General features: G+C 58.8%; 25 protein-coding genes. 2 read left to right on the forward strand and 23 right to left on the reverse strand.

Going from position 1 to position 25,118, the window contains the following annotated elements:
* Positions 1–7 precede the first annotated feature (7 nt).
* From H1S06_RS01400 to ccmA, 12 genes are read right to left on the reverse strand one after another with little or no spacing between them, the layout of a single operon-like run.
* Positions 8–235 carry a YheU family protein gene (locus H1S06_RS01400; RefSeq protein WP_181736488.1) on the reverse strand — a complete coding sequence of 76 codons (228 nt, stop codon included), beginning with the start codon at positions 233–235 and terminating at the stop codon, positions 8–10.
* The gene (gene ligA, locus H1S06_RS01405) at positions 232–2,595 is read right to left on the reverse strand and encodes an NAD-dependent DNA ligase LigA (protein ID WP_181736489.1); all 2,364 of its coding nucleotides are present in this window, start codon (positions 2,593–2,595) and stop codon (positions 232–234) included. The genes H1S06_RS01400 and ligA overlap by 4 nt, the downstream gene beginning before the upstream one ends.
* Before the next feature lie 37 nt (positions 2,596–2,632).
* On the reverse strand, positions 2,633–3,898 hold the full coding sequence (gene zipA, locus H1S06_RS01410; protein ID WP_181736490.1) for a cell division protein ZipA: 1,266 nt from the start codon (positions 3,896–3,898) through the stop codon (positions 2,633–2,635).
* 35 nt (positions 3,899–3,933) lie between these two features.
* Complete coding sequence (gene ccmI, locus H1S06_RS01415; RefSeq protein WP_181736491.1) at positions 3,934–5,175, reverse strand: c-type cytochrome biogenesis protein CcmI; 1,242 nt, start codon at positions 5,173–5,175, stop codon at positions 3,934–3,936.
* Positions 5,172–5,693: a cytochrome c-type biogenesis protein gene (locus tag H1S06_RS01420; protein WP_181736492.1), complete on the reverse strand. Its 522-nt coding sequence runs from the start codon at positions 5,691–5,693 to the stop codon at positions 5,172–5,174. The genes ccmI and H1S06_RS01420 overlap by 4 nt, the downstream gene beginning before the upstream one ends.
* The gene (locus H1S06_RS01425; RefSeq protein ID WP_181736493.1) at positions 5,690–6,241 is read right to left on the reverse strand and encodes a DsbE family thiol:disulfide interchange protein; all 552 of its coding nucleotides are present in this window, start codon (positions 6,239–6,241) and stop codon (positions 5,690–5,692) included. The genes H1S06_RS01420 and H1S06_RS01425 overlap by 4 nt, the downstream gene beginning before the upstream one ends.
* A 15-nt stretch (positions 6,242–6,256) precedes the next feature.
* Positions 6,257–8,206 carry a heme lyase CcmF/NrfE family subunit gene (locus H1S06_RS01430; protein WP_181736548.1) on the reverse strand — a complete coding sequence of 650 codons (1,950 nt, stop codon included), beginning with the start codon at positions 8,204–8,206 and terminating at the stop codon, positions 6,257–6,259.
* Entirely contained in the window at positions 8,206–8,667 is a 462-nt protein-coding gene (gene ccmE / locus H1S06_RS01435; protein WP_181736494.1) for a cytochrome c maturation protein CcmE, read from the reverse strand. The genes H1S06_RS01430 and ccmE overlap by 1 nt, the downstream gene beginning before the upstream one ends.
* Positions 8,664–8,843 carry a heme exporter protein CcmD gene (gene ccmD, locus H1S06_RS15460; RefSeq protein WP_181736495.1) on the reverse strand — a complete coding sequence of 60 codons (180 nt, stop codon included), beginning with the start codon at positions 8,841–8,843 and terminating at the stop codon, positions 8,664–8,666. Before ccmD ends, ccmE begins: the two co-directional genes overlap by 4 nt.
* Before the next feature lie 7 nt (positions 8,844–8,850).
* On the reverse strand, positions 8,851–9,606 hold the full coding sequence (locus H1S06_RS01445; protein ID WP_305058169.1) for a heme ABC transporter permease: 756 nt from the start codon (positions 9,604–9,606) through the stop codon (positions 8,851–8,853).
* 13 nt (positions 9,607–9,619) lie between these two features.
* Entirely contained in the window at positions 9,620–10,333 is a 714-nt protein-coding gene (gene ccmB, locus H1S06_RS01450; RefSeq protein WP_407658759.1) for a heme exporter protein CcmB, read from the reverse strand.
* Positions 10,330–10,971 carry a cytochrome c biogenesis heme-transporting ATPase CcmA gene (ccmA, locus tag H1S06_RS01455; protein ID WP_328515292.1) on the reverse strand — a complete coding sequence of 214 codons (642 nt, stop codon included), beginning with the start codon at positions 10,969–10,971 and terminating at the stop codon, positions 10,330–10,332. The genes ccmB and ccmA overlap by 4 nt, the downstream gene beginning before the upstream one ends.
* A gap of 112 nt (positions 10,972–11,083) precedes the next feature.
* Between ccmA and H1S06_RS15680 the strand changes: the two genes are divergently transcribed.
* Both H1S06_RS15680 and H1S06_RS01470 read left to right on the forward strand, forming a co-directional pair.
* Positions 11,084–13,006, forward strand: a complete 1,923-nt coding sequence (locus H1S06_RS15680) for a flagellar hook-length control protein FliK (protein ID WP_220183718.1) — start codon at positions 11,084–11,086, stop codon at positions 13,004–13,006.
* Positions 13,003–13,293, forward strand: coding sequence for an EscU/YscU/HrcU family type III secretion system export apparatus switch protein (locus H1S06_RS01470; RefSeq protein ID WP_181736498.1), 291 nt, complete (start codon positions 13,003–13,005; stop codon positions 13,291–13,293). Before H1S06_RS15680 ends, H1S06_RS01470 begins: the two co-directional genes overlap by 4 nt.
* Here H1S06_RS01470 and H1S06_RS01475 read toward each other — a convergent pair.
* The 11 genes from H1S06_RS01475 to flhA form a co-directional block, all read right to left on the reverse strand.
* Positions 13,287–13,706, reverse strand: a complete 420-nt coding sequence (locus tag H1S06_RS01475) for a DUF2802 domain-containing protein (RefSeq protein ID WP_328515293.1) — start codon at positions 13,704–13,706, stop codon at positions 13,287–13,289. The two genes, H1S06_RS01470 and H1S06_RS01475, sit on opposite strands and share 7 nt — an antisense overlap.
* An 83-nt stretch (positions 13,707–13,789) precedes the next feature.
* A complete protein-coding gene (locus tag H1S06_RS01480; RefSeq protein ID WP_181736499.1) occupies positions 13,790–14,404 on the reverse strand; it encodes a chemotaxis protein CheW in 615 nt (204 codons plus the stop codon).
* Positions 14,405–14,407: 3 nt separating this feature from the next.
* Positions 14,408–15,184, reverse strand: a complete 777-nt coding sequence (locus H1S06_RS01485; RefSeq protein WP_181736500.1) for a ParA family protein — start codon at positions 15,182–15,184, stop codon at positions 14,408–14,410.
* Positions 15,185–15,215: 31 nt separating this feature from the next.
* Positions 15,216–16,433: a protein-glutamate methylesterase/protein-glutamine glutaminase gene (locus H1S06_RS01490; protein ID WP_181736501.1), complete on the reverse strand. Its 1,218-nt coding sequence runs from the start codon at positions 16,431–16,433 to the stop codon at positions 15,216–15,218.
* A 27-nt stretch (positions 16,434–16,460) separates the two neighbouring features.
* Positions 16,461–18,542, reverse strand: coding sequence for a chemotaxis protein CheA (locus tag H1S06_RS01495; protein ID WP_181736502.1), 2,082 nt, complete (start codon positions 18,540–18,542; stop codon positions 16,461–16,463).
* 12 nt (positions 18,543–18,554) lie between these two features.
* Positions 18,555–19,400, reverse strand: a complete 846-nt coding sequence (locus tag H1S06_RS01500; RefSeq protein WP_181736503.1) for a protein phosphatase CheZ — start codon at positions 19,398–19,400, stop codon at positions 18,555–18,557.
* Between the two features lie 19 nt (positions 19,401–19,419).
* Positions 19,420–19,806: a chemotaxis response regulator CheY gene (gene cheY, locus H1S06_RS01505; protein WP_181736504.1), complete on the reverse strand. Its 387-nt coding sequence runs from the start codon at positions 19,804–19,806 to the stop codon at positions 19,420–19,422.
* Positions 19,807–19,867: 61 nt separating this feature from the next.
* A complete protein-coding gene (locus H1S06_RS01510; RefSeq protein WP_181736505.1) occupies positions 19,868–20,578 on the reverse strand; it encodes an RNA polymerase sigma factor FliA in 711 nt (236 codons plus the stop codon).
* Between the two features lie 11 nt (positions 20,579–20,589).
* Positions 20,590–21,414 (reverse strand): MinD/ParA family protein, encoded by an 825-nt coding sequence (locus H1S06_RS01515; RefSeq protein ID WP_181736506.1) that lies wholly within the window; start codon positions 21,412–21,414, stop codon positions 20,590–20,592.
* A gap of 10 nt (positions 21,415–21,424) precedes the next feature.
* Positions 21,425–22,918: a flagellar biosynthesis protein FlhF gene (gene flhF / locus H1S06_RS01520; protein ID WP_181736507.1), complete on the reverse strand. Its 1,494-nt coding sequence runs from the start codon at positions 22,916–22,918 to the stop codon at positions 21,425–21,427.
* Positions 22,919–22,951: 33 nt separating this feature from the next.
* Positions 22,952–25,051: a flagellar biosynthesis protein FlhA gene (flhA, locus tag H1S06_RS01525; RefSeq protein ID WP_181736508.1), complete on the reverse strand. Its 2,100-nt coding sequence runs from the start codon at positions 25,049–25,051 to the stop codon at positions 22,952–22,954.
* Positions 25,052–25,118 lie beyond the last annotated feature (67 nt).

A 25,118-nucleotide genomic window follows, 5' to 3' on the forward strand; every position in this document is an offset into this window, starting at 1 on the left:
CGCTACCTCACTGTTTCCAGTCCCGTGCCTGCTCGGCCGGAACTATATTGCACTGGCCCGAACACTCGCTGAAGATCAGCACGGCCTCCCCTGCCGATAACGCGGCCCGCACCTGTTCGGCCTTGCGTGACAGGCTGTATTCCTGTTCACCATAGTCCGTGCCATCCCGGCTGACAAACTCTTCAATCAGATTATCAAGCGTCTCGGGGTCCAGCGCCTGCCAGGGAACAATCATGATGACTCCCAATCAGCCAAACGGACCATGAACGTCGCTTCATCCAACACTTCGACCCCGAGCTGTTCAGCCTTGCTCAGTTTGGAACCGGCCCCCGGACCGGCCACAACCGCATGCGTCTTGCCGGAAACACTTCCACTCACCTTGGCACCCAATGCCAGCAGGCGCTCCTTGGCCTGATCCCGCGTCAGTTGCTCCAGCGTACCGGTCAGCACCCAGGTTTGCCCCAGCAAAGGCTGAGACCCGCCGCCAGTGGGGGCTTCCGGTTCAAAGGTCCAGTGCATGCCAAAGGCCAGCAGCTGCGCTTCCAGGGTTTGAGCGGTCGCAACCCACTCAGGCGTCTGCAGACAGCGCATCAGCCCTTCGCGGGCCTTTTTACTGAACTTGGGCACCTCGGCCAGCAATGACTCATCGGCTGACAGGATAGGCTCCAGTGCCCCGAAAAATCGGGCCAATGCCTGAGCCCCCGTCCGGGCCACTCCGGGAATATCCAGGCGCAGCAGCAACCTGTCCAGACTGATGCTGCCCTGCAACTCCACGGCAATACCGGCTTCGTTTTGCAACTGAATGCCCTGTGCAAGGAGATCATCCATGACCTGCCGGTTGTGCGTATCAGCCATGAAGTTATGGATTTCGTGCGCCACTTCCAGACCGATATCCGGCAACCAGGTCAACAACAGTGGTTCGGCTTCTCGCAGCCGCTGCAGGCTGCCCAGCCTGGATGCCAGTGCCCGTGCCGTGCCCTCGCCCACTTCGGGAATGCCCAGCGCATACACGAATCGCGCCAGCTCCACCTGACGACTGGCGGCAATGGCGTTATACAGGTTTTCGGATGACAGCTGAGCGAACCCGTCCAGGGTCAGGAAGTCCTCGATTTGCAGGCGATAGAGGTCGGCCGGCGACTTGACCATGTCACGCTCAACCAACTGCTCAATGCTTTTTTCACCCAGACCATCAATATCCATCGCCTTGCGCGACACAAAATGAATCAGGGCCTGTGTCAGCTGAGCACGGCATGACAGGCGCCCCACACAACGGTAGATGGCCCCGGCACTGACCGTTTCCCGCCCCTTGCCACGCTTGACCAGCTGACTCCGCTCCACATCGGAACCGCACACCGGGCAGTGCTCTGGAATGTGGATTTCGACTTCATTGCCGCTGCGGCGCGCTTCCACTACCTGCACAATCTGCGGAATGACATCCCCCGCACGACGCACAATAACTTCATCACCGGCACGGACCCCCAGGCGGGCGATTTCGTCCATGTTATGCAGGGTTGCGTTGCTGACGGTCACACCGCCCACAAACACCGGTTCCAGGCGAGCAACCGGCGTGATGGCTCCGGTGCGCCCCACCTGGAACTCCACCGCCTTCAGACGGGTAACCTCTTCCTGTGCCGGAAACTTGTGTGCAATAGCCCAGCGAGGCGCTCGCGACACAAAACCGAGCTGTTCCTGCAGGTCAAGCCGGTCCACCTTGAACACAATGCCGTCTATGTCATAGGCCAGCTGGTCACGCCGGGTCGACAGCTCGGCATAATATTCACGGCAGCCCACCAACCCCTGTACAACACGCATCTCGGCATTGATTTTCAATCCCCACTCGTTCAGGCGCTGTAACCGGGCCGCATGTTCAGCCGGCAACTCGCCACCTTCCACTACTCCAGTGCTATAGCAGCAGAACTCCAGGGGACGCCGAGCCGTTACGGACGGGTCCAGCTGCCGCAGGCTGCCGGCGGCGGCGTTGCGTGGATTAACGAAGGTTTTCTCATCAGCAGCCCGCGCCTGTTCATTGAGGAACTCAAACCCGGCTCGAGGCATATAGATCTCGCCACGCACTTCCAGACGTTCCGGCCAGCCCGTGCCCAGCAAACGCAGCGGCACCGACTTCAAGGTGCGGACGTTCAGGGTGATGTCTTCGCCGGTATAACCGTCACCACGGGTCGCTGCACGTACCAGACGGCCCTGCTCATACATCAGACTCACCGCCAAACCATCCAGTTTCGGCTCACAGGCAAACGCGAGTCTATCCACGTCAGCCAACCCGAGGCGCTCCTGCACACGGCGTACAAATGCCTGCATTTCGTCATCGCTGAAAGCATTGTCCAGTGACAACATGGGCTGCTCATGGGTCACTTCGGCAAAACCGGTATCCGGCTTGCGGCCCACCCGCTGGGTCGGTGAATCGGGACCGATCAGCGCCGGATACTCGCTCTCAAGCTGCTGCAGGGCCTGAAACAGGCGGTCATATTCGCTGTCCGGCACACTGGGCTGATCCAGTACATAATAGCGATAGTTGTGCTGTTCAATTTCGGCGCGCAACTGTTCGGCGCGGGTAGCTACGGATTCAGGCAGGCTCATTCAATTCGGCTTGGTCGGGTTGAAACGAAAGCGGGCCTTAATTGGCCCGCCGTTGACGTTTGTGCATCTCATAATCACGAATGCGTTCGCGATAGTGTTCCTTGGTTTGCGGCCGCATGACCGACCGGTCTTCATCCAGCAAATCACCCTTCAGGTGCTTGGCCAGCGTTTCAGCAGTTGCCAGCATGCATTCGTACGCGGTCATTGCATCCGATGGCTCGTCCATCGACATGAAAAAAGTCACCGCTGGCGTTTCCAGTGCTTCCAGATTATGCGGGTCAAAGGTGCCCGGTGCCACGGCATTCGCCATACTGAACTGTATGGGTGAGTCCGGCGTATTATCTTCCGGACGGTGATAGATGGCCATTTCACCCCATTCCATACCACAGGCCGTGACAATCCTGCCCAGTACAGGGCCCGACAGCTGTTCTCCATTATGCCCGACCACTGTAATAATCAGGACATTCTCGGGGTCCGGCAGGCTTCTTGGGCCCCGTACCGCAGCGGGCTCCATGGCATCAGTCACCACCGCCGTCTCCTGCAGAGCCGGATGCCAATCATCATCGCGTTCGGGCCTCAGCTCCTCGACCGGCTTCACGGCCTCCGGTTCAGGCTCCCTGTATTCCGGCTCAGGCAACTCAACCTCCGGTTGATGACCATGAGCACTGTCTTCCGGGGCTGGTCTCATATCCGCCGCTTCAGCCAGATCGTCAAAGCGGCCATGGTGATCGACCGCGACTTCGGCCTGCTCGGCCCAGTGTTGCGTTTCGCCCCCGACAACAGGCTGCTGACAGCTGTCCGCTCTCTCTTCACGGGCATCGGACGGCACCACTTCGTCTTTCAGCACCGGGATGGGCTGCTCCGGTTCGGTTTCGACCGGCACATCCCGACTATCCGTTACGACTGCTGCCGACTCGGGCGCCGCCGCATGACCTGACGTCACTTCAAAAGCGGCACGCCGCGGGGCCGTGCCTACGGTCGGCGGGATATCGTCAAACAGGGGATCCATCTCCTGCAAGTTCTGTGACTCTCCTCGGTCAGCGTAGGTGTCCTCGGCAAAACCGGGTTCCACTCGTGGCCGATCCTCTAGAGGTCGTCCCTCATGATCACGCAAACGCGCGCCACCGTTGGGCAGCTCCGGATTATGGGAACTGTCTTCGTCGGGCAGGTCGGACAGGGTACTGTCGATATCAAGCCGCAAGCGGCCCCGGTTGGCGCTTACCCTGCGCCATCCGTCCACCAGTATCAGTATTACAATCAGTATACCGCCGATGATGAGCCACTCGCGCAGACTGATATCCATGTTGTCGCCTTACCCTGTTGTTGTGTCGCCGAAGATTACTGTACCACCTGATCAATGACCAGTGTAACAGGCTCATCGCCGCCAGTTGTAGCAATTGGGCTCAACAAGCCCTGCAGATCGCCGGTCTGAGGCATCGGCTGCCCTGACAAACTGACTCGTGCGCTGACCTCGACTTCTGCCTGAGACGACAGACGCGCCTGAGGCGTCATCGCCAGTGAATCGTTCAGCTCGATTTCCAGCGGCAGGTCTTTGACCTGACGCTTGACCGCTGCCAGTGGCATGCGACCACCCACCGGACGCGCAAAGATAAAGACTGTGTGCTCGGGGTCAAGCCCTTCCGCCAGTTCCGGCGCCAGCGACACCTGCAAAAGGATACGAGCTTCGGCCAGCTCAGGCAGGTCCGGCACCGGCTGCCCGGCTGCAATCAGTTCATCCCGTGCACGGCTGATACCCGCCTTCAAAGGCTCTACCGCCGCACCCTCGGCGTTTACCAGCGCCTTGCGCCAATGCTCGATCGCGGCCGCGTAATCCTGCTGTTCATAGGCATCGATCCCCAGCAGGCCCAGAGCCGCCATTTCATAAGGGTCCAACACCAGCGTCCGGTCAATGCGCGCGCGAATCCGCTCATCCATCTGACCATTGTTGGCAAAATACATTGCCTGCGCCAGCTGTCCCATGACACCAGGGTACTGAGGCGCATCTTCCGGCAGATACTTGAGCACCTGCTCAAACGCTTTCTCGCCGGCGGCATAATCGCCGGTGTTCATGTGTGTATTGGCCAGCAGGTACCAGCCTTCCGGGTTTTCCGGGTCATTCTCAAGCTGCATTTTCAGCGCGGCCAGTGCCTGCTCCAGCGAGGGCTCACCTTCACCCGGCGCCGGCATTTGCAGGGCAACGGCCAGATCATCGGCACGTCCGAGATGGTTGTACAACCCCAGTGCAGCAGCCGGGATCATCAGTGCCAGCAGGGTAATTGTCACCAGCTGGGGCTGACCCACCGGGGTACGCTGAACCGGCTGTTCCGGCTTGTCTTCCGCATCGATCAGCAGGTTACGTTCCAGTTCCAGCTTCAGCGTGGCGAACTCGGCCTCGGCCAAAGTCCCCTGATCACGCTCGTTCTCCAGCTCACTCAGGCGTTCACGGAAAATATCGATGTTCTGCTGGCGACGACCGGCGGCCTCGGCCTTCGCTTGACGACGATAGCCCAGCAGCGGCCAAAAGATAATGGCGATGGCAACCAGGGTCAGTAACCCTATGCCTATCCACAGGTTGGTCATTGATCAGAATCCTGTTGCAGTAACTTGTTGAGACGCGCGGACTCGTCTGCGCTCAGCTCCGCGCTGGCCTGGTACCGGCCTGACGATTCGGCGCTATTCACCTCGGCTCCGGATGCGGGAGCTGCCGTCTGCTGACGGCGCCGGTTACGGCTGATTAACACCACTACTATCAGACCGATTGCCAGCAATACGAAGGGGCCGTACCACAGCAGCCAGGTCGTGGCATTAACCTTGGGTCGGTAGAGTACGAACTCTCCGTAGCGGGTCACCATGAAGTCGATGATGCCGTCATTGGCCTCTCCCTCTTCCAGCATGCGGTATACCTCACGGCGCAGGTCTGCCGCCAGGGGCGCATCCGAGTCGGAAATATTCTGGTTCTGACACTTGGGACAGCGCAGCACGTTGGTCAGCTCATGAAAACGCTGCTCGTTTTCCTCACTGGAAAACTCATAAGCATCAATCGTGGCCTGAGCCGTCAACGGCAGCCACACCAGAGCCAGCAATAGCCAAAATCTCATTGCGCCCCCTCCTGTTCAACCTGCTGCATTACCTGTTTCAGGGTTTTCCAGACTTCCGCATCAACCGCACCGACATGGCGGTAACGCACCGCACCGGTTTTATCCAGCACATAGGTTTCCGGTGCACCGTATACCCCCATGTCCAGCCCCAGAGAGCCATCGATATCCAGCACCACTTTCTGGTAGGGGTTGTAATAACGGCGCAGCCATTCCTGCGCCTTGGCGGGCTCATCCTTGTAGTTGATCCCGTAAATGGTGACGCCCTCTTCCCGCTGCAGGCGGTTAAGAAAACCATGCTCTTCCTTACAGGTCGGGCACCAGGTCGCCCACACATTCAACAACGCCACTTCACCCTTCAGGTCATCCGGGGTCAGCATTTTGTCCAGCTCGGTCAGCGACGGCAGCTCAAAAGCCGGCACCGGCCGCCGCTCTTCCGCCAGCCTGGACGGCAGCTCGCGAGGATCAAGCGACAGGCCGACCCACAGAAAGACACCCAACCCGATGAAGATCAGCAGAGGGATAAAGGCCAACAACTTGCGACTTTGCATCTCAACCTCCCGGGGTCAGGCCGCAGCCGAACTCATACGCTTGCGGTAACGCGGATCAGATGCCGCCAGCAGACCACCCAGGGTCATCAGCAGACCACCCAGCCAGAGCCAGCGCACATACGGCTTGTACTGAATACGCACTGCCCAGGCTCCGTTTTCACGCGGTTCGCCCAGCGCAACATAGAGGTCACGTGTAAAGCCCGGATCGATGGCCGCTTCGGTCATCACGCTGCCACGTGCCGTGTACAGACGCTTTTCGGGGCGCATTTCGGTGTAGGGCTTGCCACGGTACAGCACCCGGATCTGCCCCTGATCCGAACTGTAGTTGGGACCTTCCACATGCTTGTTGCCGTCAAAGACAAAGGTGTAATCACGGAAGGTCAGCGTATCACCCGGCTGCATGCGCAGGTCACGCTGCTCACTGTAAATGGAGACCAGTGCCACGCCCACAACCAGCACGGCAACCCCGAGATGCGCCAGCACCATGCCATAGTAGCTGCGACTCTGCTTGAGCAGCCCCGCCAGCTTTTCACGACGATGACGCAAACGGTTATAGAGATCACGCAGTCCGGCCAGCACAACCCACCAGGCCAACACGATACCCAGTGTCACCCAGGGCTTCAGCTCACCGGCGTACAGCCAGGTGCACACGGCGCCCAGCAGAATCGCTACCAGTCCCGGCAACCACAGCTGCTGTCCCAGCATCGTCAGCGACGTCTGTTTCCAGCGGCTGACAACCCCGGCCCCCATGAAGACCAGCATGATCGACATCAGCGGTACAAAGAGCGCGTTGAAGTACGGCGGCCCTACTGACAGTTTACCCATGCCCAACGCATCGACGATCAGCGGGTAGATGGTGCCAAGCAGAACCATGGCGCAGGACACGACCAACAGCACGTTGTTGACCAGCAGCAGGCTTTCACGTGACAGCAGACCAAAACTGGACTCGCTGCGCATCTGACCTGCACGCAGCGCGTACAGCACCAGAGAACCACCGATCACGACCGCCAGCATGATCAGGATAAACAGACCACGATCCGGGTCGGACGCAAAGGCATGAACCGAGGTCAAAACCCCCGAACGGACCAGAAAGGTGCCCAGCAGACTGAGAGAAAAGGCGAAGATGGCCAGCAGCACCGTCCAGCTTTTGAAGACACCACGCTTTTCGGTCACGGCCAGGCTGTGCACCAGCGCGGTCCCCACCAGCCAGGGCATCAGTGACGCGTTTTCGACCGGATCCCAGAACCACCAGCCACCCCAGCCGAGTTCGTAGTAAGCCCACCAGCTGCCCAGCGCGATACCCAGAGTCAGAAACGCCCAGGCAACCGATGTCCACGGGCGAGACCAGCGAGCCCAGGCCGCATCCAGACGACCACTGAGCAAGGCTGCAATGGCAAATGCAAAGGCTACCGCAAAACCGACATAGCCCATGTACAGCATCGGCGGATGCACGATCAAACCGAAGTCCTGCAGCAGCGGGTTCAAGTCCGCACCCTGCTGTGGATAACCCGGCAGATAACGTTCAAACGGACTGGAGGTCAGTAGAATAAACAGGTAGAAACCGATAGAGACCCAGCCCATCACGGCCAGTACTCGAGCAATGATATCCTGTGGCAGGTTGCGGCTTTTGATCGCCACTGCCAGCGTCCACCCGGCCAGAATCAGCACCCATAACAACAGGGAGCCCTCATGCCCTCCCCATACGGCGCTCAGGCGGAAATACCAGGGCAGTGCCGTATTGGAGTTGTTGGCCACGTAGACCACGGAGAAGTCGTTATCAAGAAACGCCCAGCTCAGACACAAAAAACTGAACAGGGTAAACAGAAACATGCCCTTGCTCAGCGGGCGTGCGAAATCCATCCACAGGGTATTGCCGCGGCTCGCTCCGATCAATGGAACGGACGCCAGCAAGATCGCGAAACACAGTGCCAGAATGAGAGCGTATTCGCCCAACTCCGGTATGATCATTTATTGAACTCCTGCCCCTCGGGCATCGGCATTTTGCCTGCCTTTGCCAGCGCTTCTGCCACTTCCGGCGGCATGTAGTTTTCGTCGTGCTTGGCCAGTACTTCAACGGCTTCCAGCACGCCACGCTCATTCATGGCGCCCTGCGCCACAATGCCCTGACCTTCACGGAACAGGTCAGGCAGAATGCCCCTGTACTCGACAGTCACGGTCTTGTCGTAATCGGTAATATCAAAGCTGACAAACAGGGAGTCGGGATCACGCTGGACGCTGCCGTCCACGACCATGCCACCGGCACGAATGCGGGTGCTCAGAGGTGCCTCACCGGCCGCAATCTGCGTCGGCGAATAAAACAGGTTGATGTTCTGATTCAAGGCAAACAGTGTCAGTCCTACGGCGACACTGACGCCGACTACTATGAACAAAACCACCATCAGCCGTTGTTTCCGTTTCGGTGTCATCGTACCCCCTCCTCACGACGCAAGCGGCGCTTCTGTTCGGCCAGCAAGCGGTTGCGACCCAGTTTTGGCACGATCAGATTAGCCGCCAGGACGGCAACTCCGAGACCGTAGCTGAGCCAGACATAGAGGCCATGCCCCCCCATGGCGAGAAATTCAGAAAAACTGTTAAAACTCACCCCAACCTCACTGTTTGTCCAGAAGCTCTCGCACCCAACCGGTGCGACGTTCACGCCAGATAATTTCATTTCGCAGCCGCTGCATCAGGCTAACGGCAAAGAAGCAGTAGAAGCCTATTACCATTACCAGCAGCGGAAGCCACATTTCCACCGGCATGGCCGGTTTTTCGGTCAGTTTGAACGTAGCGGGCTGGTGCAGAGTGTTCCACCACTCCACCGAATACTTGATAATCGGGATATTCACCAGGCCGACCAGCGCCAGCACTGCCGATGCCTGCGCAGCAGTGGACTCGTTTTCAATCGCAGAGTTCAACGCCATGACGCCAAGGTAAAGGAAAAACAGGATCAGCATAGAGGTCAGGCGCGCATCCCATACCCACCAGGAGCCCCAGGTCGGCTTGCCCCAGATGGCACCGGTTGCCAGTGCCAACACGGCCATGGACGCACCAATCGGTGCTGCGGACTTGAGTACCATATCCGCCACTTTCATTTTCCAGATCAGGCCGATGGCACCGGCCACCGCCATCAGCATATAGGCCGACTGCGCCAGAATCGCGGAAGGTACGTGAAGATAGATAATGCGAAAGCTGTTGCCTTGCTGGTAGTCTGCCGGCGCAAAGGCCAGGGCCCAGACCGACCCGCCGACCAACAGAACCAGTGCCGCAACGGCAAACCAGGGTAGCAGCTTGCCAGTGATCTGATAACACCAGCGGGGCGATGCCAGTTGATAGAACCAGCGTGGCATCCATTTTTTATCGGCCATAAGCTCTCTTCTTTTAACTACTGATCGATATCCGCAGTGCTGCACTGATTGCCAGTGGCGCCAAGGCAAGCGCCAGAGCCAGCAGTGCGCCCAACAGCGCCAGATACCCTCCCAACGGTAATCCGGTCACTGTCGCCTGCACCGCACTGGAACCAAAAATCAGCACCGGGATATACAGTGGCAGTACCAGCAGGGAGATCAACACCCCGCCCTTTTTCAAACCCACCGTCAGAGCCGCACCGATCGCACCGATCAGGCTCAGCGTCGGTGTTCCCAACAGCAGGCTCAACATCAGTCCCGGCATCCCCTCGGCGGGCAGAAACAGCATCACGCCCAACAGGGGCGCCATCAGCGTCAGCGCCAGACCGGTCATCATCCAGTGCGCAATGACCTTGGCCAACGCGACAACAAACAACGGCTGAGGGCTGAGCAGCAACTGCTCCAGCGAGCCGTCTTCGTAATCCGATCGAAACAAGGCATCCATCGACAGCAGTGTCGCCAGCAAAGCCGCTACCCAGACGACGCCTGGTGCCAACTGCGCCAGAAAGCCGGATTCGGGACTGACTCCCAGCGGAAACAGCGTGGCAACCATCAAAAAGAAAATCAGCGGATTAACCAGATCACTCTTACGCCGGAACGACAACAGAAATTCGCGGCGACAAGTCGCCATAAACAGTCCAGCCATGCCTTCAGAGGCCTGTTGCCGAGGATTAGTGTGCATATTCATACCGAAGTTCCCGCCAGCTGGTCCAGATTGATTTTGCGCACCGGCCCCTGGATTCCCAGTTCATGATGGGTCGTCAGCAGTACGCTGCCTCCCCGGCGCGCATGCTCCAGCAGTAACCGCTCCTTGGCAGCCACACCACGCTTATCGATGGCAGTGAAAGGTTCATCCAGAATCCACAGAGGGGCGCGACTCAAGTACAGACGCGCCAAGCTGACTCGGCGGTTCTGTCCCGCCGACAGGGAATGGCAAGGCACATCTTCAAATCCCCGCAGACCGACCTGCTGCAGTGCTTCCATAATGCCTGCAGCATCCATCAACGGACTGAGTGCCGCGTACCAGCGCAGATTTTCTTCCGGCGTCAGGACCGCCTTGACCCCGGCCTGATGACCAAAGTACAGAAGTTCACGGCAATACTGTTCACGCACTTCCGCCACAGGCTCGCCACGCCAGTAGATCGCGCCCTCGTAGTTGCGCGACAGACCGCTGAGGATACGCAGCAGCGTTGTCTTGCCACTGCCGTTCTGGCCTTCAATCTGTACGATCTCGCCGGCATTCAGCGTAAAGCTCAACTGGCTGAACAACACGCGGTCATCCCGCTCGCTAAACAGCTTCTGTACTTCCAACAGCGGCTCAGACACGCGCAAACCCTTCAAAAAACATGCAACTGGTCGATAATGAATTAAGACGCCATTATATACAGATTGGCCAACCACCGTCAGGCTCAACTTGCCACCACTATGGAGTAAACGGGTGTTACCCACGACCATTATCAATAATTCTGGTAATACCGGTAGCGGCACGGGCGCAACAGCCGACAAGCCTCAGGTCGCCCCACTGCTGCCCGGCGGGCAGGCGCTCATGGCCATCGTCAAACAGGTTGCTGCAGGAACCCTGGGCGACCAGGTTTTTCGAATACAGGTTGAAGCCGACAATCGCTTGCTGGAGCTGGCGACGCGAGCTCCCTTGAATCCGGGCGACCGGGTGCAGATCAGCCGCACACCCGGTGGTGAACTGCAACTGAGCCTGCCACCACCGCCCCCTGCGCCAGGCGCGCCGCAGCAACAGCCTGCCGTCCTGATACTGCAGGCAGCCGCCTCTCAACTCCCACAGATACGACAAAGTCTGCCGCTGAACAGTCCACAGACGGCTCAGGTACACAGCTCAACTCCACTCCCCTCAGCCTCCCTGGGACCCGGCCAAGGGACCGCGCCACACTCAGTAGCAGCGCCGCCAGGTACTTCGCCCAACGCCCCCGATACATCTCTCCGGCACACCTCCGCTCCGCCCACACCACAGCACGGGACATCACGGCCACCCGAAAGCAGCGCAACCAGCGGCTCTTCAGCCACAGCCCCAACACCCACTCGCTTGGCCACACCTCCCGCCGGCATACAAGGCCAGACCTATTCAGCTCAGCTGCAGCAGATCAGCCAACTGGGGGCTGTACTGAACGCCGGCCGCTCCCCGGCGCCTGCACCCGCTGCCACGCCGAGCACAGCCATACCGGCAAACGCCCCTGCGGCAAACCCGGCCTCCCCCGTTCCGGGAAACGTCACACCCGCACCGCGCCCACCCGCCTCTCCCGTCACGACATCTGGCACTCCTGGCCCGGCTCACACAGACAACGCACCGGCACGCATCAGTCAGGCAGGCAATCACCTGCTGCAGGCGCTGGGCCAGCAGCAGCCCCGCACGCCGGTCCAGCATCAGGTACAACTCCAGCTGGCTAACCTGTCACTGCAGCTGCTCAGTCCTCGCCCCCTGCAGGCGGGACAACAGGTTACCCTGACCCGCGTGAGTGATCAGCAGATACACTTGCAGCCAATGACACCCGCTCGCCCCCCCGAGCCACCGCCTGCCAGTCAGGCCGCGATGCAACACGCCCTGCGCGAAGCCCTGCCACAGCAAATTCCGCTGGGCGATGCCTTGAACCAGCTGCTCCAGTTGAGCCAGGCCCCGGCCGTTCGCGGCCAAAGCGCCATCGGCCAGCTGGTTCAATCAATGCTGAGCCTGTTCAGCGTGACCCCCGGCAGCGCCGATGCCGATCAGGCAATACAACGCAACCTGCAGCAGGGCGGCCTGTTCACCGAATCCCGGCTGGCACACAGCCAAGGGGGAGACAAGCCGCCTGCCGACCTGAAACAGCACCTGGGCCAGCTATTGAAGCTGGCCGAGCAACTGCCGCCGGAACCACGTCAACAGATGCAGCGCCTGGTTGAAGCCCTGCAGGCCCGTAGTACCAGCCAGCAGATCAGCAGTCTGGGAGCCTGGAAGGAACTGCCGGATGGCAGCCAGGAACGCGTGTTCCGCATGGATCTGCCGATTCGACAGGAGGAACGGCAAGACACGGCGGAACTGGTTATCAGCGAACACAAGCGTAACAGCGCGCAGCAGGGACCAACCTCGTTCTGGAGTGTCGCTCTGAGTTTCGATCTGCAACAGCAGGGCAGTATGGATGTGCGCCTGAGTCTGCATGAAGGCTGGCGCCTGCAATTGCAATTCTGGACCGAAACTGAAACCACGCTAAGCCGGATTGAACAGCAGCTGGAACCCCTTGCCCAGGACCTGCACCGGAAAGGGTTTATCGTCGACCACATTCAGGCACGTCAGGGTCGACCGCATCAACCCCAGCTGAACGATATTCAGCATCGCCTGGTGGATATACACACATGAGCACATCGGAAACACCTGACCGCCGTGCGGCCGCACTCAAGTATGATCCCGATACCCCCGGCGCACCCCGCCTGGTTGCCAAGGGACAGGGGTTGATTGCCGAACAGATTCTGGCGCTGGCCGAAGAACATGGCATCCACATTCATCAAAGCCCCGAACTGCTCGACGTGCTGGTACGACTGGAGTTGGGAGAGGAGATTCCCGAGGCCCTGTATCGGGCCATTGCCGAAGTCATCGCCTTTGCCTACAGCCTCAAGGATGAGGCGGATGCAAAGCCGCCTCAATGACGCTGGTGCTGCTCCGGCAACAGCTCATGACTGTGTAGCTCTCGGTGCAACAGGGCCATCAACTCAGCTTCCGGGCGGCCAATACCGCAGTTGCGCACCAGGTCGTCCACGGAAGCTCCCATTTCCATCAATTTGGCCGCCTGATTGTAGGCCAGCACCCCTGGATCACGATTCTCCAGTTCCTGCTGCTTTTCAACCGTAATATCGAGCCGGCGTTCAATGGCCATCAGCCGCTTGCCCATCCCGATCGAGCCGTTGGTCATTGAGCGTATTTCATTGCGCAGCACGTTGATCAGTGCCTGGTGCTGCCGCTCCTGATGCTTGAGCCGTACCAGCAGGTACAGGCAAACAGCAGCTGCCAAACAGGCAACCACGGTCAGCAACAGCATGAAAAACAATGAATACTCAGCCACGCGCGCATCCAGATCCGGTTAAATCTACCCCACAGCAGGGCAAAACGGCAGTGTAACCGATAGAACTGTGGGCTTCAGCGAATTCATGCACAGGCCGCTTCCAGTTCCAGCAGAAGCTGCTCGATATCAAGAATCGCACAACGCTCCGGCATGTAGGTTCCCAATAGCCAGGTGCGCTGGCGCGCATCCTGATGCCGATTGATGGCAGCAACCGGAATACGCACCGACTGCACCAGTCCGTCACAGGCCAACGCCCAGCGCCGGCCTTTAAGAATCACGACTTCCAGATAGCGGGAGTATTCGGGCTTGTAACGTTCGGGAATGAGCCAGCGTGCCGTATCGACAATACGCGTCCAGGCCGGTGCCTGCCCGAAGCGGCCAATCATCCAGTCAGGGCCCTCAAGGCTCAGCGCCAGATCGGTCAAATGCATCGAGCCTTCGACATGGTCAAAAGGTATCGCCAGCTTGAGGCCGTGCATGTCCACCAGAATGCAGTTCAGTTCTTCACCGGTTGAAGCTTCAACCGCTGGCACCTCAACCGGGGAGGGTTCGGCCACGCCGGCGACCTCCTCTGACACGGGCTCCACCGCAGACGCCGTATCAGCCACAACAGGCTCATCCGCCACGACGCCTTCCAACAGGGGATCTTGCAGCAGCGCTTCCAGGTATTCGTATACGACTTGCTTCTGGTCGGCCATCAGTCACTCCTGTTCTTGCGGTTCCAGCAGATTACGCAACAGGCGTGCATACGCATGGACCCCGCGACTGCCTGCATCCAGTGACGAAGGCACCATACCCTTGAGACTGGCATTCCTGAACTTGGTATCAACCGGTACAACCGCCTTGGACAGATATTCGGGGTACAGTTTATGCAACTCGCGCAAGCTGTTAACCGATGCCTGGGTGCGACGATCATAAAAAGTTGGCACCACCGTGAATGGCAACTTGTGCTTGCGTGCCCGGTTGATCATGTGGATGGTCCGCACCATGCGCTCCAGCCCCTTGAGCGCCAGAAACTCGGTCTGCACCGGCACCACCAGGTGATGGCAAGCCGCCAACGCATTGACCATCAGCACTCCCAATACGGGCGGACTATCAATGAGCACGTAATCATATTCAGCCTGCAGGTGGCGCAGTGCCCTGGCCACTTGCAGACCCATGCCTTCCTGCGTAACCGCCTTGCGCTCCAGTGTTGCCAACGCCGTCGCTGCCGGCATCAGCCTGATACTTTCGTGACTGGTTTCCAGGATCAGCTCCTGCACTCGCTCGGCCGTGACGCCCGCAGGCATGAACAGGTCATAGACACTATTGCCAAGCTCATCCGGGTCGTAGCGAAAATAGCTGGTCATGGATCCATGCGGGTCCAGGTCGACCAGCAATACCCGATAGCCGACCTCCGCAAGAAGACCGGCCAGAGAGATCGCCGTCGTTGTTTTGCCTACGCCCCCCTTCTGGTTGGCGACTGCCCATACCTGCATCTGTAAGATCCTGTTTTACGGCCGGGAGAATCTAGCGCACGCCTCGCTGAGCCAGCAAGGGGCCAATATCATCCAGCTCAAGCACGGCATCCGCCAGCCCCTCATTCACTACGGCCTGCGGCATGCCATAAATGGTGCAACTGTCCCTATTCTGCGCCCACATGGTCGAGCCTGCCTGTTTCAGCAGACGTGCGCCATCACACCCGTCGGCTCCCATGCCGGTCAAGATAACGCCCAGCACCTTGTTGCCATAAAGCTTGGCCGCAGAGGCATAGGTCACATCCACACTGGGCTTGTACGTTAAACGCTCGTCACCCGCCAAAATCCTGACACGATCCTTCTGTCGCGGGTCCAGCATCATCTGCAAGCCACCCGGAGCCAACAGGGCCTGCCCCGGTGACAGCAGATCACCATCTTCCGCCTCCTTGACCCGGATGCGACACTGCTGGTTCAACCGCTCGGCAAACACCTGAGTAAAGGTTTTCGGCATGTGCTGCACCAGCAAAATCGGATAGGGGTAATCGGCCGGCAACTGCATCAGCACCTTTTGCAGCGCGGCAGGACCACCAGTCGATGCGCCGATCACTACCAACTTACAGTCGGGGAACTGAACGCGAGAGGCCAGCGTTGTCACCGGATCGCTCGCGGCCGGTCGCACCGGAGCCAGCGCGGACTGACGCTCCCGAACCGCCGTAGCCGATGGCGTGGCAGCCGTAGGCACAGCCGCCGAGGGCGCGCCGACGGAGCGCCGGGGCGTACGCGCAGTCTCGGGACGAAAAACCATCGTCGTACCCGGCTGCCGGTCACGTCCGGGAACGCTGCGCTCCAGGGCACGGCTCGGCCGGAAGCGCCGGGAGCGTCCCAACGCAACCAGTCGGTCGATCAACTGAGAACGCACCCCGCTGTTCTTGTCCATCCAGGCACGAATATCCTTGGGCAGGTAATCGGCCGCCCCCGCCTCCAGTGCCTGCAACGTGACCCGCGCCCCTTCATGCGTGAGCGAGGACAGCATCAGTACATTGGTCGGTGCCTCTCGCATGATGATACGAACCGCTTCAATACCGTTCATCTGCGGCATTTCCACATCCATGGTCACGACGTCCGGCTTCAGCCGCTTGACCAGGTCAACGGCCTCCTTCCCGTTGACCGCCGTACCGACCACTCGCAATCTGGCATCCGACTGCAACATCTCTTCGATACGATGACGGAAAAAACCCGAGTCATCGACAATCAGCACATTAACCGGCATCAAGGTCCCTCATTTACGCCTGTCGCTTCAGGTCGATGCGTAATGTTTCAACAAGTTCGGTATATCAATAATCAGGGCAATGCGCCCGTCACCGGTAATGGTTGCTCCGGACAGGCCCGGCGTACCGTGCAGAATGCTTCCCAGCGGTTTGATAACCACTTCTTCCTGCCCAACCAGCTGGTCCACAACAAAGCCCACTCGGCTTGTTCCCACGCTGACAATCACGACATGTCCCTGATCCGGCAGATCGGCATCCGCCTGTCCCTGTACCAGCCAACGCTTGAGGTGGAACAGCGGCAATGCCTGGTCTCGAACGATAATGACCTGCTGCCCATCAACCACATTGGTCCTGGTCAGGTCCAGGTTGAATATTTCGTTCACGTTCACCAACGGCAGGGCAAAGGCTTGTCCTTCCAACATGACCATCAGAGTCGGCATGATTGCCAGCGTCAACGGTACCTGAATCGCAATCCGGGTACCTTGCCCCAGCAGCGAGTCAATGCTCAGCGTGCCGTTGAGCTGGGTGATCTTGGTTTTGACCACGTCCATGCCGACACCACGCCCGGACACGTCCGATACTTCGGTTTTGGTTGAAAAGCCCGCCTGAAAGATCAGGTTGAAACACTCCTGATCGGTCAGCCTGCGCGCCGCTTCCATATCCATCATGCCACGCTTGACGGCCAGACTTCTCAGGATTTCCGGGTCCATGCCCGCACCGTCGTCCTGAATAATCAACAGGATATGATCACCTTCCTGCTCAGCCGACAGCAGCACATGACCTTCCCGCGGCTTGCCAAGCGCTTCGCGCTTGTCGGGTGCTTCAATACCGTGATCAATGGCGTTGCGCACCAGGTGGATCAATGGATCAGCCAGCGCTTCCACCAGATTTTTGTCCAGATCGGTATCTTCGCCGCGCAGTTCCAGGCGCACTTCCTTCTGCAGGTTTCGCGACAAGTCTCGAATCAGGCGCGGGAAGCGTCCAAACACCTTTTTAACCGGCTGCATTCGAGTCTTCATTACCGAAGTCTGCAGATCCGCTGTCACCATATCCAGTGTGCCCAGCGCCTTGGCCATCTCTTCGTCTTCACGGGAGCCGCCCAGACGCACCAAACGATTGCGCACCAGCACCAGCTCGCCAACCATGTTCATGATCTTGTCCAGCAGGCGCGTATCCACGCGTACATTGGTCTCGGCGGCAGGCTTGCTGGCTGCCGCCGTCTTGGCCTTAGCGTCCCGTGCCACCGGCTCCCGCTCAACAGCTGGTGCAGACGCCGGGACGGGAGACGGGGCAGGAACGGGCGTCGGTGCCGATACCGCTGGCGCAGCCGGCATCACCGGAGCGCTTGTACTGTCGTCTTCCTGCAGATGGGCAAATGCCCCTTCACCCGCCGACTGCAGTTCATCCAGCAGGGCCTCGAACTCATCATCCGTAATCAGGTCACCATCGGGTGCCGACGTTTCGGTAGCTGCCGCTGCGCCAGGTCCCTTGCCGGCCCCGTGCAATTCATCCAGCAACGCCTCGAATTCATCTTCAGTGATCAGGTCCTCTTCGTCATCGTCGCCGCCATCAGCCACGACCGGGCTCTGAGCATGGCTGTCCGCCAGGTCGCCCAGCAGCATTTCGAAGTCGTCCAATGGTGTATTCGGGTTTACCGGCGTACCGTTTTCGACCGGTTCCGGCGAGGGTGCCGCAGGCGGAGGCGGTTCAACAGAGGCAATGCCACCCTCGGCAAGCTGCACCAGCGTCTGCAGCAGTTCGGCAGGTGCCGGCTCCGGCTCGAATCCGGCACGCACGGATTCAAACATGGCATTAATGGTATCCAGCGCCTGTAACACCACGTCCATCAACGCCGGGTTGATGCTCAACTCGCCATTGCGCAGCAGGTCAAACAGGTTTTCGGCCTTGTGGCAGCACTCCACCATGGCGTCCAGCTGCAAAAAGCCGGCACCACCCTTGACGGTATGAAAACCGCGAAAGATGGCGTTCAACAAATCCTTGTCATCAGGGCGCTGCTCCAGATCCACCAGCTGCCCTGAGAGTTGCTCCAGGATTTCCCCTGCTTCTACGAGAAAATCTTCCAGAATTTCCTGATCGACACCCAAACTCATAGCGAGCTCCTATCAAAATCCCAGGCTGGACAGCAGGTCATCAACATCATCCTGGTTACACACCGTATCTCGATTGGCCTTTGGCAGCTGCGGTCCTTCCGCCTGCACCCTGTCTCGGTCCTGTGCGCTGGCGGTCTGCTCGGCCGCTGCGGGATTGCCTCCCGCCTCGTCCGCCGACAAGGGAGCCGTTTCCAGACTGCTCAACTGCTCAACCTTGGCCGCCATATCCATCAATTTGACCAGTTGACCTTCGACCTGAGTGACCAGGGTGATGACACGCCGGATCAATTGACCGGTAATGTCCTGCACGCTCTGGGACACCAGAATATCGGTTAATGTGGCACGCAGCTCGGCGATGGTTGCTTCCGACTGGTTTTTCAGTTCACAGGTTCGGTCATAGGTGCCGTTCAGGGCCGAAAACTCCCCTTCCAGCTGACCGACCAGCAGCAACAGCTCCTTGAAACGCTCGCTCTGCAGGTCCAGCTTGTCCACCAGACTCAGGGAGCGATCCACACGATCCATGGTGTCATGCGCATTTTTTTCCGTCAGCTCGATCACGTAGCTCAGCCGATCCGACGCATCACCGATGGCCGGCAGGCTTTCTTCCCCCTGCCGGGGCATTTGATCCCCCACATCGCTGGAAAACGCCTTGATCGCCTCGTGCAGACCCCGTGTCAAATGACCAACTTCGTTGTAAAACACCTGATGACGGGCAAACTGCAGTTCGTTAATCAGCCCCATGGCGGCCGGCAGGTTACCGGCCTCCAGCTCCGCAACCAGCATCCTGGCACGATCACGCAGAAATTCATCGAAACCATTAAAGTCCACTTTACTGGCTGTTTGCGTTTGCGCTGTCATCACCCACCTGCCAATGCCGTTAGCCTTCGATACGCTCAAAGATCTTGTCGATCTTTTCTTTCAGCACAGCAGCGGTAAAGGGCTTCACTACATAGCCGTTGACGCCGGCCTGAGCCGCCGCAATGATCTGTTCGCGCTTGGCTTCCGCCGTCACCATCAAGACCGGAATATGAGCCAGCGACGCGTCGGCCCTGACTTCTTTGAGCAGGTCAATGCCGGTCATTTCCGGCATATTCCAGTCGGTGATCAGAAAATCCACGCCCCCCTGCTTGAGGATGGGCAGAGCAGTTTTGCCGTCATCGGCTTCATCTACATTGGTAAATCCGAGATCACGCAACAGGTTCTTGATGATGCGCCTCATCGTAGAAAAATCATCTACAACAAGTATTTTGATGTCTTTTTTCAAGACACTTCTCCCAATTCAGAAAACATCTCCAAACGACACTCCGGCCAACCGCTGATCGACCTCAACACCACTCCCGCAACCGCCCTCTAAGGCGCAGCGCCGCCTGGCTGTGGATCTGACTGACCCGTGATTCACTGACACCCAGCACTCGGCCAATCTCCTTGAGATTCAGTTCTTCGTCATAATACAACGATAAAACCAGTCGCTCCCGCTCGGGGAGCCCTCCAATTGCATCCGCCAGAGCCTGCCGGAAGGCCCCGCTCTCGAGCCTTTGCCGCGGATCCGGCTCAGCTGATGTAAACTGCTCGACGGGCGCGTCCTCGGTCGCATCCGTCAGCTGATCATAGCTGAACAGTCGGCTGTCCACCGAGTCCTGCAGCAGTGACTGATATTCCGCCAGCCCGACGCCCAGTTCCGCCGCTACTTCACTATCGCTCGCTTCCCGCCCCGTTCGGTTTTCCACCAGGGCAATCGCTTCACTGATGCGACGCCCGTTGCGGTGTACCGAACGCGGTGTCCAGTCTCCCCGGCGCACCTCATCTATGATGGCACCCCGGATTCGGATGCCGGCATAGGTTTCGAAACTGGCGCCCTTGCCCGCATCATAGCGCCTGGCCGCTTCCAACAGCCCCATCATGCCGGCCTGCATCAGATCATCCAGCACAACATGGCTCGGCAAGCGCGCCATCAAGTGATGTGCAATCCGCCGCACCAGCGGGGTGTATTCGTGGATCAGCTCCTGACCCGATTTAAACTCCACTACGTTGTACATATATGCTTCTTTCAGGGGAGGCGCGCGCCCTGCACGAGCCGCTCGACAAAGAATTCCAGATGCCCTCTGGGACTGCTACTGACCGGCCAGCCATCCACCTTGTTGGCCAGCTGCCGATAAGCCAGAGCCGCCTTGTCATTGGGCGCGGTCTTGAGTACAGCCCTTTGTTTTTGTACGGCCTTGCGAACCGATTCATCATAAGGGATTGAGCCAACGTATTGAAGCGTCACATCCAGAAATCTGTCGGTAACTGTCAACAGTTTATTGAACATGCTGCGCCCTTCACCATCGCTTCGAACCATGTTGGCCAGAACCCTGAAACGCGTCATCTGATAGTCACGATTGAGCAACTTGATCAGGGCATAGGCATCAGTGATGGATGTCGGCTCATCACACACCACCACGATCACCTCCTGAGCTGCCTTGACAAAACTGACGACAGAATCGGAAATACCGGCCGCCGTATCAATGATCAGGATATCCAGATCATCCGCGATATCATTAAAGGCATGGATCAGCTCGGCATGCTCATGCGCATTTAATGTCGTCATCGCCTGCGTACCCGATGCCGCCGGTACGATCCAAAGCCCCTCACCGGCCGGTACCAGCACCTCACGCAGGGAACAGCGCCCCGACAAAACGTCGGCAATGTTTTGCTGCGGTCGCAACCCCAGCATGACATCAACATTGGCCAACCCCAGGTCGGCATCCATCAACACCACTCGACGCCCCATCTCACTGAGCCCAACCGACAGGTTGACCGATACACTGGTCTTGCCGACGCCGCCCTTGCCACCGGTGACTGCTATTACCTTGACGGGATGAGTCTGCTTCATCAATGACTCCCTACCCGACCCCGAACAGCGCATCATCATCCGCCGCCCGCTGCTCAATCCGCGCATTGCCCTGTGCAATCACGACGGTCCGGCTCACCAGATCATTGCGCTGGGCAATGCCGATATCATCCGGAATTTTCTGCCCGTCGGTCACATAGGCAATGGGAAGCTGCTTTTCGACTACCAGACTCAGCGCTTCTCCCAGGCTGCCGGACTCGTCGGCCTTGCTCAGTACACAGCCGTTCAGCCCCAGCCCGGCATAATTGTCATAAGCACTGCGCATGAGCTGATGCTGACTGGAGCAGGATAATACCAGCAGCTTCTTCAATCGCAGGGTGACACCGGACAACATCTGCATCTGTAACTGGCCCTGGGGATCGGAAGCGCTCATACCTGCCGTATCAATCAATACCAGACGCTTGTTGCGAAGGCTTTGCAGCACCTCTTCCAGACTGTGATTTTCATCCACCACCCGAACCGGCACGTCCAGAATACGACCAAAGGTTTTCAACTGCTCATGGGCAGCGATACGAAAGCAGTCCGTCGTAACCAGCGCCACGCTCGAGCTGCCGTGCTGCAGCACATGACGTGCGGCCAACTTGCCAATGGTGGTTGTTTTTCCCACTCCGGTCGGTCCGACAAACACAATCATTCCGCCCCGCTCGATCAACTCTTCACCCTGCACCGGCAAGGCATCCGCCAGCCGTGCCAGCACGTTGCGCCAGGCTTCGCCCACGCTCAACTCCGCTTCCACCCCACTCATCAACTGGCGCACCAATGTGGTCCCAAGTCCCAGATTCTGCAGGCGCCGAGTAACTTCCGAATGCGAAACATCCCGCGCCGGTGACCTGACCGTCGGCTCGGAACGCTGCTGCAGCATTTGGCGCAGTTCCTGAATTTCCTGCTGCATGGTGCGCAGGACACCATCGTCTTCCGGCATGACCGGCTCCGGCTCAAACACCGGTTCTCGACGGACGGCGGCGGGCGGCTCTGCCACGGGCTCCGGCCTCGGTGCCGGCCGGGAGGATCGAGGCGGTTCAACCGGTGCGGATACAGATGTACGACCACGATTGCGCGCCTTCAGTGATGCCAGAATGGAGCGCAGATCCTCATCATCTTCTTCATCATCAATCTGACGATTGATATTACGATCTGCACGCACATCCGGCTCGGCAATACGTCTGCCGGCCTCGGCAATCCGGGCGCGGGTTTTGTTCAGCTCTTCTTCCAGACGCGCGTTCCGGCTGGCCTGCTCTGACTGGCGCGAGTGCGCCCCCGTCAGAATACGGATCTGTTCTTCACGGCGGTCGGCCACCGGGGGCGTCGCACGATTACGCTTGAGTTCGGCCTGCGCCGCCTCATACTCATCTTCGCGGGCCGCCACGACCTCTACGCCACCCGCGACGCGATGGTTGGAAATAATGACCGCATCGGGACCGATCTCTTCTCGAACCCGACGCATGGCTTGACGCATATCCGGTGCAAAGATACGTTTGACTTTCATATCCTTCCCTTATCGGCCGCCTGCCACCCAATCCTAGCCATTTTGTCCACCCACGGTAGCTACGATGGTGACCTTCTTGTTTTCAGGAACCTCCTGATAGGAGAGTACATGAATCTGATGTTCCCCATAACGAACAAATTTCGCCATGAGTGGACGTACCGGCGCCGCCACCAGTAAAACCGACGGCTTGCCCGCCATCTCCTGGCGCTGCGCCGTTTCCGCCAGAGAACGCTGCAGCCGCTCCGCCATCCCCGGTTCCAGCACCAGTCCATCGTTGCCCTGCTGCATGGAGCCCAACAGCATTTGCTCCAGTTGGGGTTCCAGCGTAATAACCGCCAACTCCGGCTCTGAGCCATTAATGGTCTGCACGATCAGACGGGACAACGCAACCCGAACGGCTGCCGTCAGGGCCAGCGGATCCTGAGTTCGCTGCACAGCTTCTGCCAACGCCTCGGCAATGGAACGAAAATCCTTCAGCGGCACCTGCTCCATCAGCAGGTTCTGCAACACCTTGAGCAGTGCGCTGATCGACAGCTTTTTGGGCACCAGCTCCTCAACCAGCTTGGGTGAAGACTTGCTCAGCAGATCCAGCAACTGCTGCACCTCCTCATGCCCCAGCAGTTCGTAAGAGTGGCTCTGCAGAATCTGGTTGATATGGGTCGCAACCACGGTGCTGGCATCCACGACCGTGTAGCCCAGCGTCTGCGCATGTTCCTTATGGCTTTTCTCGACCCACACCGCATCCAGCCCGAATGCCGGGTCCTTGACGCTTATCCCGTTCAGCTCACCGAATACCTGCCCCGGGTTGATCGCCAGCTCACGATCCGGATAAATCTCGGCTTCTCCGGCAATCACGCCCATCAGGGTGATACGATAAGCACCAGGCAGCAGATCCAGATTGTCACGAATATGCACCGAAGGCACCAGAAAACCCAGATCCTGTGACAGTTTTTTGCGCACCCCCTTGATGCGTCCCAACAACTGCCCCCCCTGCATTTTGTCTACCATGGGGATCAGCCGATAGCCCACTTCCAGGCCGATCATATCCACCGGCATCACATCTTCCCAGCCCAGCTCTTTTGGCTCCTCACCAGGTTGAGACTCGGGCTCGGCTGTCTCGATCACTTCTGCCGCAGCCTGAGCACGGCGCTCCGACTCCCGATTGATCCACCAGGCAGCCCCGGCAGCCGCCACTGCCAGGCCGATAAACGCAAAGTGCGGCATACCCGGCACAATACCCATGATAAACAGTATGGCAGCCGCCACGCTCAGCGCACGCGGGGACGAAAACATCTGCCGAAAAACCTGTGTTCCCATTGCCTCTGACGAGTTGGCTCGCGTCACCATCACCGCAGCTGCTGTCGACAGCAACAGGGAGGGTATCTGCGCAACCAGGCCATCGCCGATGGTCAACAGAGAGTAATACTGCAGCGCCATATCAAACGGCAAGCCATGCTGCACCATGCCGATTCCCAGCCCGCCGAGGAGGTTGATCACCAGGATCAGAATGCCCGCTACCGCATCACCACGGACAAATTTGGACGCACCGTCCATGGCACCGTAAAAATCGGCTTCCTGAGTCACTTCCCGGCGACGGTCACGGGCCTCATCCTGGTTAATCAGGCCGGCATTCAAATCAGCATCAATCGCCATCTGCTTGCCCGGCATCGCATCCAGGGTAAAGCGGGCACTGACTTCCGAAATACGCCCCGCCCCCTTGGTGACCACCACGAAATTGATGATGACCAGAATCAGGAACACGACGATGCCCACCACATAGTTGCCGCCGACCACGACATCCCCAAAAGCCTGAATGACCTTCCCTGCCGCATCACCGCCTTCATGCCCGAACAGTAGCACCACTCGGGTCGACGCCACGTTCAAGGCCAGACGAAGCAGCGTAGCCGCCAGCAGAATGGTGGGAAAAACGGCAAAATCCAGCGGCCGAAGTGCGTAGATACTGACCAGCAGGACCACGATCGACAGGGCAATATTGAAGGTAAAGAAAACGTCCAGCAGGAACGGCGGCATCGGCAGCGTCACCATGCCCAGAATAACCAGCAGCAGCAACGGAATCCCCAGATTGCCCTGAGTCAAGCCGCGAACATTATTCAGGATGGCATCCCGCTCCACACGTCCTCCAAAAACGTCAAAAAAACAACAGACTCCAATAAACCCCACTCAACGCGAGCTAAAGAGC

This window comes from Marinobacterium marinum (assembly GCF_013868415.1).
Classification (GTDB): Bacteria; Pseudomonadota; Gammaproteobacteria; order Pseudomonadales; family Balneatricaceae; genus Marinobacterium; species Marinobacterium marinum.